The sequence below is a fragment of the Anaerotalea alkaliphila genome (genome assembly GCF_010179735.1).
Lineage (GTDB): Bacteria > Bacillota > Clostridia > Lachnospirales > Vallitaleaceae > Anaerotalea > Anaerotalea alkaliphila.
Window position 1 is genome coordinate 127,240 of record NZ_JAAEEH010000002.1, and the last position, 11,344, is coordinate 138,583.

13 protein-coding genes are annotated in these 11,344 nt (G+C 60.2%); 10 read left to right on the forward strand and 3 right to left on the reverse strand.

Going from position 1 to position 11,344, the window contains the following annotated elements:
- Positions 1–23 precede the first annotated feature (23 nt).
- From GXN74_RS01635 to GXN74_RS01675, 9 genes are all read left to right on the forward strand, one after another.
- The gene (locus GXN74_RS01635; protein ID WP_162369192.1) at positions 24–833 is read left to right on the forward strand and encodes a metal ABC transporter ATP-binding protein; all 810 of its coding nucleotides are present in this window, start codon (positions 24–26) and stop codon (positions 831–833) included.
- On the forward strand, positions 817–1,656 hold the full coding sequence (locus tag GXN74_RS01640) for a metal ABC transporter permease (RefSeq protein ID WP_162369171.1): 840 nt from the start codon (positions 817–819) through the stop codon (positions 1,654–1,656). The genes GXN74_RS01635 and GXN74_RS01640 overlap by 17 nt, the downstream gene beginning before the upstream one ends.
- Positions 1,657–1,680: 24 nt before the next feature.
- Entirely contained in the window at positions 1,681–2,145 is a 465-nt protein-coding gene (locus GXN74_RS01645; RefSeq protein ID WP_162369172.1) for a Fur family transcriptional regulator, read from the forward strand.
- Between the two features lie 47 nt (positions 2,146–2,192).
- Positions 2,193–3,473, forward strand: coding sequence for a helix-turn-helix domain-containing protein (locus GXN74_RS01650; RefSeq protein WP_162369173.1), 1,281 nt, complete (start codon positions 2,193–2,195; stop codon positions 3,471–3,473).
- 14 nt (positions 3,474–3,487) lie between these two features.
- Positions 3,488–4,147, forward strand: coding sequence for a cobalamin-dependent protein (locus GXN74_RS01655; RefSeq protein ID WP_162369174.1), 660 nt, complete (start codon positions 3,488–3,490; stop codon positions 4,145–4,147).
- A gap of 282 nt (positions 4,148–4,429) precedes the next feature.
- A complete protein-coding gene (locus GXN74_RS01660; protein ID WP_162369175.1) occupies positions 4,430–5,065 on the forward strand; it encodes a corrinoid protein in 636 nt (211 codons plus the stop codon).
- Between the two features lie 11 nt (positions 5,066–5,076).
- Positions 5,077–6,429 (forward strand): uroporphyrinogen decarboxylase family protein, encoded by a 1,353-nt coding sequence (locus GXN74_RS01665; protein WP_162369176.1) that lies wholly within the window; start codon positions 5,077–5,079, stop codon positions 6,427–6,429.
- A 103-nt stretch (positions 6,430–6,532) separates the two neighbouring features.
- Positions 6,533–8,623, forward strand: coding sequence for an ASKHA domain-containing protein (locus GXN74_RS01670; RefSeq protein ID WP_162369177.1), 2,091 nt, complete (start codon positions 6,533–6,535; stop codon positions 8,621–8,623).
- A 62-nt stretch (positions 8,624–8,685) separates the two neighbouring features.
- Positions 8,686–9,606 (forward strand): CobW family GTP-binding protein, encoded by a 921-nt coding sequence (locus tag GXN74_RS01675; protein ID WP_162369178.1) that lies wholly within the window; start codon positions 8,686–8,688, stop codon positions 9,604–9,606.
- A 162-nt stretch (positions 9,607–9,768) separates the two neighbouring features.
- Here the strand turns inward: GXN74_RS01675 and GXN74_RS14895 are convergent, their stop codons facing one another.
- The gene (locus GXN74_RS14895; RefSeq protein ID WP_425481801.1) at positions 9,769–9,984 is read right to left on the reverse strand and encodes an IS66 family transposase; all 216 of its coding nucleotides are present in this window, start codon (positions 9,982–9,984) and stop codon (positions 9,769–9,771) included.
- Between the two features lie 54 nt (positions 9,985–10,038).
- Positions 10,039–10,272, reverse strand: coding sequence for an IS3 family transposase (locus GXN74_RS14900; protein WP_162369180.1), 234 nt, complete (start codon positions 10,270–10,272; stop codon positions 10,039–10,041).
- On the opposite strand from GXN74_RS14900, the gene GXN74_RS01690 reads away from it, so the two are divergent.
- On the forward strand, positions 10,259–10,396 hold the full coding sequence (locus tag GXN74_RS01690) for an IS3 family transposase (protein ID WP_162369181.1): 138 nt from the start codon (positions 10,259–10,261) through the stop codon (positions 10,394–10,396). The two genes, GXN74_RS14900 and GXN74_RS01690, sit on opposite strands and share 14 nt — an antisense overlap.
- Before the next feature lie 659 nt (positions 10,397–11,055).
- On the opposite strand, the gene GXN74_RS14905 is transcribed toward GXN74_RS01690, so the two are convergent.
- Positions 11,056–11,220 carry a helix-turn-helix domain-containing protein gene (locus GXN74_RS14905; RefSeq protein ID WP_162369182.1) on the reverse strand — a complete coding sequence of 55 codons (165 nt, stop codon included), beginning with the start codon at positions 11,218–11,220 and terminating at the stop codon, positions 11,056–11,058.
- Positions 11,221–11,344: the final 124 nt, after the last annotated feature.

The following is an 11,344-nucleotide window of genomic DNA, read 5'->3' on the forward strand; positions in this document are numbered from 1 at the left end:
CAAATAGGACAAACCTGAAGATCCTGGGGCCAGGCAGACAGCCCAAGGTCCGCTGCGCCACCTGCGGCACCGGGCTATGCTGCACCAAGGTCCAGGACCTGGATGTGGTCCTGGGGGGGACGACCATCCTGGAGAACGTGAACCTGCACATCCACTGCGGAGAGCTGACCGCCATCATCGGCGCCAACGGGGCGGGAAAGAGCACCCTGCTCAAGGCCCTGGTGGGGGAGGTCCAGCATGGAGGCAGCATCTCCTACCTGGACGAGAAGGACCTGCACACCAACAAGCCGCTGATGGGCTACGTGCCCCAGAAGCTGGAGATCGACGGGACCTCCCCCACCAGCGTCTACGACCTGTTCGCGGCCGCCCTCTCCAACCGGCCCGTCTGGCTCTCCCATTCCCCCAAGGTACGGGAGGAAGCCAGGAAAGGCCTTGCGGGGGTCCGGGGGGAGCACCTCCTGGACCGGCGGCTGGGGGCCCTGTCCGGCGGGGAGGTCCAAAGGGTCCTGCTGGCCCTTGCCCTCCAGCCAGTACCGGACCTGCTGCTGCTGGACGAACCCGTCTCCGGCATCGACCAGGAGGGGCTGAAGATGTTCTACGCCATGGTCTCCGCCATCCGGGAAGAGTACGACCTGTCCATCATCCTGGTCTCCCATGACCTGGACATGGTGGCCCGCTACGCGGACCGGGTGGTCTTCCTGGAGAACCGGACGGTCCAGGCCGTAGGTCCCCCCCAGGAGGTCTTCGGGAATCCCGCGGTGGTGGAGCGCTTCGGCATGGGCTGGGTCCGGGATTTCGCGGCAGGAGGTGGACCGGATGCGGACGCTCTATGAGGTGATGGAATTCCTGCTTCCCTTCTCCTTCATGAGCTCCATGTTCATGAAGAACGCCCTGTTGGGGGTGCTGCTGGTGAGCCCCCTGCTGGCCCTGCTGGGGACCATGACCGTCAACAACCGGATGTCCTTTTTCGCGGACGCATTGGGGCATTCTGCCCTGACGGGCATCGCCCTGGGTGTGCTGCTGGGCCTGGGGAACCCCCTGGTGTCCATGGTGGTCTTTTCGGTGTTCCTGGCGGTGGCGGTGCTGCTGGTGAAGCGGGCGGGGACCGCCTCCACGGACACCATCATCGGGGTCTTCTCCTCATCGGCGGTGGCCCTGGGGGTGGTGATCCTGTCCCGGAGCGGAGGCTTCAACAAGTATGCGGTCTACCTGATCGGGGACCTGCTGAGCATCCGGCCGGCGGACCTGCTGATGCTCCTGGTGGTGGTGGCGGTGGTGGCGGGCCTCTGGGTCCTGGTTTTCAACCGGCTGCTGCTGGTGAGCCTCCATCCCTCCCTGGCCAGGAGCCGGGGGGTGGACGTGAAGTTCTACGAGTACCTGTTCGGCATCCTGCTGGCGGTGGTGGTGGCGGTGTCCATCCAATGGGTGGGGATCCTGATCATCAGCTCCCTGCTGGTGCTGCCTGCGGCGGCGGCCCGGAACGTGGCGGGGAACATGCGCCAGTACCACCTCTGGGCCATGGGGATCGCCCTTTTTTCCGGAGTGGCGGGGCTGTTCCTCTCCTACTTCCTGGGGACGGCCAGCGGCGCCACCATCGTGCTGGTGGCGGCGGCCTGCTACTTCGCCACCTTCGGCGCCAACAGGATCCGGAGATGAGGCGGATGGAAAGGAGTTGTCGGTATGTACGGTGACAGCAAGGAACTGTTCGACCGCCTGGGGATCCGCAGCACCCGCCAGCGGAAGCGGGTGTATGCCCTGATGCTGGAGCAGAAGGAGCCGGTGACGGCGGAGCGGATCTACAGGCTGCTCCATGGCAAGGAAGGGGACGGGACGGTGAACCTGTCCACCGTCTACCGGGTGCTGGAGCTGTTCGTGAACAAGGAAATCGTGCTGAAGTCCATGATCGCCAAGGAGAACAAGGCGGTCTACGAAATCAACGACATGTCCCACAAGCACCATGTGACCTGCCTCTCCTGCCGGAAGGTGTTCTTTGTGGAGGGCTGCCCCCTCCGCGACTTCGAGGAGAAGCTGTTGGAGCAGCTTGATTTCCAGGTGGCGGGGCACCAGTTGGAGGTCTACGGCTACTGCGCCGAATGCAGGAAGTCCCAAAATGGTTCCGGCCAGGACAAGAATGTGCTATCATAGGGGAAGGGAACCAGGAAGAAGGTAAAAAACGACAAAAAGGGAAATGGATGGCAACGGATATGGAGAACCGGTCTTTTGCGGATGAGGAATTCGCGCTCATCAGACGGAACATGGACATCTTCTACAGGGCGACGGATGTGAACGTGCTGCTGGTGGACGAGCTGGGGAACAGCTGCTACCAGACCAGGGAACAGGAGATGTACTGCTGCAGGATCAACGAGCTGACAGGGGAGAGGACCCCCTGCAACAGCGCCCATCTCTACGCAGGGAAGCAGTCCCAGGAGCTGGGGGAGGCCTACATCTTCTTCTGCCCCGCGGGGCTGGTGCATTTCACCGTGGCCCTGACCATCGGCGGGGTCTTTAGGGGGGCCATCGTGGCGGGCCCCATCCAGATGGACACGCCGGACCCGTATGTGATCGAGAACGTGGTGAAGGTGTTCCACCTCCCTGTGGGGGAGAAGCAGTTCCTGCAGTCCAAATACGCGGAAATCCCCGTGATCCCTCCGGACCGGACCCGCTACATATCCGAATTGCTGTACATCCTGGCCAAGGACATCGCCTACGAGGAACGGGACCTGTTCAGGAAGCAGCGGGACTTCTACCAGGGCCAGCGGATCCTGAACGAGAACATCCAGGCCCACAAGGAAGCGGCCGCAGGGAAGCAGACCTATCCCATCCATCTGGAGAAGCAGCTGGAGGAGAAGATCCGGATCGGGGATGCGGTGGGGGCCCGGGCCATCCTGAACGAGCTGCTGGGCTACATCTTCTTCAAGCACCAGGGCAACCAGCAGACCGTCACCTCCATGATCGTGGAGCTGGTGGTGGTCATGAGCCGGGCTGCGGTGGACGGGGGGGCCTCCTACGAGGAGGTGTTCCGGTTGAACGGCGGCGCCTATGAGGCGGCCTTCAGGGCCGAATCCACGGAGGCCCTCTGCAACTGGCTGGTGGAACAGCTGGACCGTTTCATCCGCCTGGCGTTCCCCATCAAGACCCGGAACACGGAACAGATCAACGTGATCATGAAGGCCGTTGCCTACATCAACGAGAACTACCACCGGGAACTGAACCTGGAGGAGGTCGCCAGCCATGTGAACCTGAGCCCCTCCTATTTCAGCCGGTTCTTCGGGAAGGAGACGGGGATGAATTTCGCCCAGTACCTGAACCTGGTGCGGGTGGAGGCCAGCAAGCGGCATCTCCTGGAAGGGGAAGCCAGCCTCAGCGAGATCGCCGTCAGGATGGGGTTCAGCGACCAGAGCTACTATTCCAAGGTGTTCAAGAAGTTCGAGAAGATCTCTCCGGGCAAATACCGGAAGATGCACCAGGCATGAAAGGAGGCGATCCGGTGGAAGCGTTGCAGGAAATACGGGCAGCCCTGGAAAAGGGCCAATCCGCCCGGCTCCGGGAGCTGCTGGGACCGGCGGTGGAGGCGGGGACCCCTCCCGACCGCATCCTCCGGACCATGCTGGAGGTCATGGAGCAGGTGGGGAAGGGGTTCAAGGAGGACCGGGTGTTCATCCCGGAGGTTCTGATGGTGGGCCGGGCCTTCAACCTGTCCCTGGACTTCCTGGCGCCCCTCCTGGGGGAGGGGGAAGCGGCCAAGAGCTGCCATCTGGCCAAGGCGGTGCTGGGGACGGTGAAGGGGGACATCCACGACATCGGAAAGAACCTGGTGAAGCTGATGTTCACAGGCTCCGGCGTGGAAGTGGTGGACCTGGGGGTGGACGTGAGTCCGGAGGCCTTCGTGGAGGCGGTCCGGGTGCACAAGCCGGACATCCTGGCCATGTCGGCGCTCCTGACGACCACCATGCCCCAGCAGCGCAAGACCATCCGGGCCCTGGAGAAGGCGGGGCTTAGGCAGGGCGTGGCGGTGTTCGTGGGAGGGGCTCCGGTGACGGAGGCCTATGCCAGGGAAATCGGCGCAGACTACTATTCCTCCGACGCGGGGGAGGCCATGGAGATGGCCAGGGTCGTGATCGACAGGAAGAAGGCGGGGGAGCACTAGCGGGAGACTGCGGGTGCTCCTTTTTTTTTCAGTAGGCAAGATGCGTCCATGCCAGCATGGCCGCCGCCTGCCACCCCCGGGACAACCGGGAAGCGGAGGGGCGCACTTCCCGGTTGCCTCCGGATCTTGCCTGATGGGGGCTGTCATCCTGCCGGGTTTGCCGTTTTGGACAATATTTCACAAAAACCGATAAATAAATCCTATAATCTGCCTGTGCCGTTCCTGTATCATAGGATGCAAGGAAACATTCATACCATAGCAATCCAAGGAAAGGTGATGGAAATGAGCGAATTGTTGAACTCGATTTCAGAGAAACTGCAGCAGGGCAAGATGAAGGATGTGGTCGCGTTGTGTGAACAGGCGGTTGCGGAGGGGAATTCCGCGTCGGATATCCTGAACGCCCTGCTGGGCGGGATGAGCGTCATCGGCGTGAAGTTCAAGAACAACGAGGTGTTCGTCCCCGAGGTGCTGATCGCCGCCAGGGCCATGAACGGCGGCCTGAACGTGATCAAGAGCCTGCTGGTGGAGCAGGGGGTCGAATCCAAAGGGAAGGTGATCATCGGGACGGTGAAGGGCGACCTGCACGACATCGGCAAGAACCTGGTCAGCATGATGATGACCGGTGCCGGATTCGAGGTCCTGGACCTGGGCGTGGACGTGCCCACGGAGAAATACATCGCGGCGGTGGAAGAGAACAATCCCGACATCCTCTGCATGTCCGCCCTGCTGACCACCACCATGCCCAACATGAAGCTGGTGATCCAGGCACTGGAGGAAAAGGGCCTCCGGGACAAGGTGAAGGTCATGGTCGGGGGCGCCCCCGTCACCGACAGGTTCGCGGAAGAGATCGGTGCGGACAAGTATTCCGCAGACGCAGCATCCGCGGCGGATGAAGCAAAAAAACTGGTAGAGGCATAAGGAGAAGGACGATGACAGGAAAAGAACGCGTATTGGCCACACTGAACCACCAGAAGACGGACCGGGTCCCCTGGATCCCCTTCACCGGAGTCCATGCGGGAGCCCTGAAGGGCTACAGCGCAACGGAAGTGCTGACCGACAGCCAGAAGCTCTACGAGTCCCTGATGGAAGCCTACAAGCTGTACCAGCCGGACGCCCTGCCGGTGGTCTTCGACCTCCAGATCGAGGCGGAAATCTTGGGCTGCAAGCTGGTGTGGGCGGACGAGGCACCCCCGTCCGTAGCCGACCATCCCCTGGAGGAGACCACGGACCTGCCCTGCGAGTGCTTGATGCCCACCAGGGAATCGGGAAGGATCCCCTTCGTGCTGGACGTGATGTCCAAGATGAAGGCGTCCGTAGGGGACGACATCGCCCTCTACGGCCTCATCTGCGGCCCCTTCACCCTGGCTTCCCACCTGCGGGGGAACAACCTGTTCATGGACATGATCCTGGACGAGGACTACGTGCACAAGCTGATGGAATTCACCACGACCGTATCCCTGAAGATGGTGGACCTGTACCTGGAAGCGGGCATGGACGTGATTGCGGTGGTGGATCCCCTGGTCTCACAGATCTCCCCGGAGCACTTTACAGAACTCTGCCATGAATCCTTCAAGACCGTCTACGACTATATCCGCGCCAAGGGCGCCAAATCCTCCTTCTTCGTCTGCGGCAATGCCACCAGGCAGCTGGAGGTGATGTGCAAGACCGGTCCCGACTCCATCTCCATCGACGAAAACGTGGACATGAAGTCCGCCAAGGAAATCACCGACAGCTACAACATCGCCATCGGCGGGAACATCCCCCTGACTACCCTCATGCTGCACGGAACCCAGCAGGAAAACATGAAGTTCGTGGTCAACATGCTGGACACCCTGAGCCACGACAACCTGATCATCGCTCCGGGTTGCGACATGCCCTATGCGGTGCCCGCGGACAACAGCATCGGCATCGCCCAGGCCATCCTGGAGACCGACGCCGTGCGGGAGATGGTGAAGAACTACGAGGCACCCAAGGAAGACATCCATGTGGAGCTGCCCGACTACGCCAGCCTGGAAAGGCCCCTGGTGGAAGCCTTCACCCTGGACTCCGCCACCTGCGCCGCCTGCACCTACATGATGGGCGCCATGAACGTGGCCAAGGAGCACTTCGGCGACAGGATCGACCTGGTGGAATACAAATTCACGGAAAAAGAGAACATTGCCCGCTGCGTGAAAATGGGTGTCAAGAACCTTCCCTGCGTCTACGTGAACGGAGAGCTGAAGTGGTCCTCCATCATCCCCAGCCGGGAAGAGCTGTTCAAGACCATCGAAGGACTGCTGTAGTCCGCAACCGTCAGGAAACGGCATAAAAATCAGGAAAGACAAGCGGACAGAGATGCGACGCCCCCGGGCTTGCGGCCTCTGTCCGCTTTTGCAGGTGAGGAAGATGAAAAAGGAATTGGAGGTCCGCTACGACCGGGAGGAGATCCTGGCCATGGTGGACTGCAAGAAGGAGCATCCCAACTATCCCGGCTATCTGGAAACCTTCCGGGAAATGGAGCAGGAGGTCCGGGAGCTGGTCCGCCCTGTGGGGTGGTGGGTGGAAGACCCCCAGGAAAAGAGGGTCTACTGCATGGTGACCCTAGGCGGGGAGGTCGACAGGAAGATCACGGAATATTTCGACACCTACGACTACCTGAAGGGCATGCTCCTGAACGCCCTGGGGGACTGCGTGCTCTTCGACGCTTCGGAGCAGCTCTACCGCCGGCTGCGGGAGGAGCGGGAAGCGCAAAAATCCCCGGGATACCTGAGCGTCCGGCAGGAACCGGGCCAGGAAAGCATCCCCATGGAGAACCAGAAGCGGATCCTGGAGAAGCTGGAAAAGGTCCACCACACCGGCCTGGAAATCACCAGCGGCTTCATGCTCCGACCTGGGAAGTCCATGGCCTACCATTACGACGTGACCGAGGAGGACACCGGCAGGGGCCTGGACCATGACTGCTCCCGGTGCTCCCAGACGGACTGCCCCTACACCAAACATGCCGTTAGGATCCATTCCGACGGGGCAGAGGTCCTGGTGACCGCCAAGGAGGGGACCAATCTGCTGACCCTGCTTAGGCAGCACAATGTGAAGATCGAGGCACCCTGCAACGGCATGGGTGTCTGCGGAAAATGCAAGGTGGAGATTCTGGTGGAGGGCCGCAGGGAAGAGGTGCTTTCCTGCCTGGTTGCGGTCAAGGCCCCTCTGGAGGTCTTCGTGCCGGAACCCCACGGGAAGCATGTGGTGATCCAGTCCGCCTATGCGGACATCCAGGTGGCCGAGCCCAAATACAGGCGCCCGCCAGAAGGGGGGAAGGCCTATGGCATCGCCGTGGACCTGGGCACCACCAGCCTGGTGGTGGCCCTGGTGGACCTCTATGGGGAATCCGTGGTGGACACACGGTCCATGATGAACCCCCAAAGGGCCTATGGAGCGGATGTGATGAGTCGAATCCAGTACGACATCCAGGACAAGGAGAAGACCCTGGGCCGGCTGGTCAAAAAGGCCCTGGGGGATGGGATCCGGGACCTGCTGGAAAAGAACGGGATTCCAGAGGAGGCGCTTAGGGAGATGGCTTTGGCCGGCAACACGACCATGCAATACCTCCTGGCGGGAATCCCCACCGAAGAGCTAGGCCACGCCCCCTTCCACACCGTGGAGGAGCGGCGTCTGACCCTCGGGGCCAGGGAACTCTTCGGTCTGGACACGGACTGCCCCGTGACCCTGATGCCCGTCATCTCCGCCTATGTGGGGGGCGACATCGTGGCGGGACTCTACGCCCTGGAGGACCTGGAACGGCCGGAGAAGACGGTTGCCCTGCTGGACATCGGAACCAACGGGGAAATGGTGCTGAAGGCCGGAGACTCCATGGTGGGGGCCTCCACCGCCGCAGGCCCTGCCTTCGAGGGGGTCAACATCCGCTGCGGCATGAGCAGCGTCACAGGCGCCATCCGGAACGTGGAGCCGGCGGGGGACGGCTTCGGGATCCTGACCATCGGGGACGGGGAAGCCAAGGGGATCTGCGGATCCGGCCTGGTGGACCTGGCGGCCCTGCTCTGGGAACGGGGGCAGATGGACGAGACGGGCAGGCTGGAAACGGACGGTCCCGTGCGGCTGACGGACAAGGTGGAGGTGGACCAGCAGGACATCCGCCAGCTCCAGCTGGCGAAATCCGCCATCCGGGCAGGTCTGGAAAGCCTGGTGAAGGACCGGGGCATCGCCCTGGAGGACCTGGAACTCCTGCAGGTGGCGGGGGGATTCGGGAACAACCTGGACCTGGATTCGGCAACGGCCATCGGCCTGCTCCCCAAGGTCCTCCAGGAGAAGGTGGTGCTGGTGGGCAACACCTCCCTGGCGGGCTGCGTGAAATACCTGCTGGAAGCGGGAAGCGACAGGGCGGTGGACAGGATCAAGGAAGCCTGCGGCTACCTTGAACTCTCCACCAGCATGGATTTCTATGACGCCTACATCACCCATATGGGGTTCGGGAACGACTGAGCCGATCCAACACGGAACAGGACAGGAAGCCGTCCGGAAACGACGGCGGAAAAGGGGGACACATGACGAAACTGTATCTGGTCACGGGGTTCCTGGGAGCCGGCAAGACCACTTTCCTAAAACATCTCCTGGAACGGATCGATGGCCAGGTGGGACTCCTGGTGAACGAGTTCGGCAAGGAAAGCATCGACGGAATCACCTTCCAGGGTCAGGAACTGGAGCTGGTGGAGCTGAACAACGGATCCATCTTCTGCAGCTGCCTGAAGACCCGCTTCATCCAGGCACTGGGGGAGCTTTTGGACCGGGGGCTGTCCTACGTGTTCATCGAAAGCTCCGGACTGGCGGACCCCTCGGACATGGGGAAGGTGCTGGGGGTACTGGAGCAGAAGGGCATCAAGGACTATGCCTATGGGGGCAATATCGTCATCATAGACGGCGTGTATTTCGAAAGGGAAGTGGCCGTCATGGAAAGCGTCACACGGCAGATCCGCCACAGCGAAATCGCCCTGGTGAACAAACGGGACCTGATCGACGAAAAGACCTACGGCCGGGTGGTGGAGAAGGTACTGGCCATCAATCCCGAAGTGGTCGTCCACCCGGTGGTCCGGGGAGCCATCGACCTGGATGTGCTGGACCGGCGGGGAAGGTCCGCAGAGGACGAGCCCACCACCAACACCTGGGAATCCAGACCAAAAAGCCTGGTGATGCATGTCCGGGAGCAGGAGGTGACAGAGGAGGCGGTCCGCCGCTTCCTGGGGAAGGCGTCCGCCCACTGCTTCAGGATCAAGGGCTACCTCACCATCCAAGGCAGGCCCCACAAGGCGGACTGCGTCTATGGACAGGTGGAGCTTGTGGAGCTCGCAGAGCGCGTCTCCCCCACGGACAGCCTTGTCTTCCTCTCCTCGGAGGGGCTAAGGGCCATGTCCCCGATCCTGGCCGCCGCAAGGGAGACCTTCGGGGACGGGGCGGAATTTGAAATGTAGTAGACAACTGGGAGGAACAGATGGGATTATTGGAACAGACATTGGAAGGCATCACCGGGAAGGTGCGCAACAGCCTGGAGAAAAGGCGCACCATCGAACAATGATTTCTGCGTATCCGGAGAGGAAATCAGCATGATCCATGCATTCCTTCCCGCGCTTTTTCTATTGGGAAAGGCAAGCGTGGTCGCTGTCGCAGACACTGTGCACCCAGAAGTTGGTGCCTTCTGTCCGCACGCCTGTTTCATCATAATGGACCACCGGCTTCGCGAGAAGTCGCTTGCGTATGGAAACCACCGTACCTGTTACCCTTGCCGCAAAGCCGCTGACAAGTCCGGTGATTGTGCCGGTGCTGACCGGCAACCCAAGAACGGCACTCAGTGCTTCTTCGCAGGAGCAAGCTTCTCTTTAAGCAGTTCTTCCAATGTCATCCGACTAACCTCCCCACGCTTTTCCCTTATGTACCATTATAGAGAAAAACAGGAGAAAAGGAGAATCGGGCCAGAAAGTGTATTCCTCGACCTCACGTTCCAATTCCGTGTAAGTACTGAACTTGTTGAGATAGTACATCTCACACTTCAAGATTCCCCCAAAACCCTCCATCGGCGCATTGTCCAGGCAGCGGCCCACCCTAGACATACTTTGCGTGCAGCCTGTGTCATCCAGCATCTTGCGGAAAGCCCCTGAGCTGTCGGATTATGTCAACTGGCATAACAACATTAGAATTCACTCATCGTTAAACTATTTAACCCCGGTTGCATTTAGAAACCTTGAACCTAAGAAAGTTGTCTAGTTTAGTGTTGACAATCCAATAATGCCTGTGTCCGCATGGATACATGAATAGAGAAGCATCCGTATGTAAAGATCCGGGTGTTTTTTTGTGCGCGGCAGGAGTGTAGACCTAAATCACTTGTACACTGACAATGGTGGTGGTTCTTAGTATATTTGAGGGGCACATCAAAAGGAGAAGCGAAGCATGATCAACCGGATCAGAACTATACTGCTGGAAGGCGGCGACATCGATTTCAACGAAGCACTGCAGCTGATGGAAACGGAAGAGATGGAAACAATCCTGGGACTGGCAGATGAAGTCCGCAGGAAATACCGGGGAAATGGGGTCGGCCTGTGCACGATCATGAATGCGAAATCGGGGAAGTGCTCCGAAAACTGCAAGTATACGCCCAGTCGGCACATTACAACACGGGGATCGAGGAGTAGGACCTTGTGGATATCGAAGAAGCGTTGCCAATCCGGCACAAGGGCAGCTGCTACCCGGCAGGAGCATGGATGCCCGTGTGTGGGAGCCTCTGGAGGAATTCCTGCTGGAACAGTTCGAGCTGCACCGCCTTGACTGGAGCGGTTTCAGGGGGAACCAGGGGAGGAGGGATTCGGGGCTTTAGGACTATCTGAAGTCCTTTTTGTGCATATGCGTAGCGGAGCTTGAGAGCAGAATCAATCAATCCGCTTGAAGTAACTGGGGGGGGAGCCAACTATTTTTCGGAAGATTCGAGAAAAGTAATTTGCGTCAAGAATACCAACCTGAGCGGCGATATCTGTAATGCTGAGGGTGGTGGTTTGCAGGTATTCCAACGCCCGCAAGATCCGAACACGGTTCAACCTGGATTCCCGCCAACACGTAACTATGCTGGAGGTGTGATGGCCAGCGCCTCGTAAATCTGCTTTTGCTTCGAGAGAACCTCACCAACCCGGAGGGCATGGCCCGGATTCTCGAAACATTCTA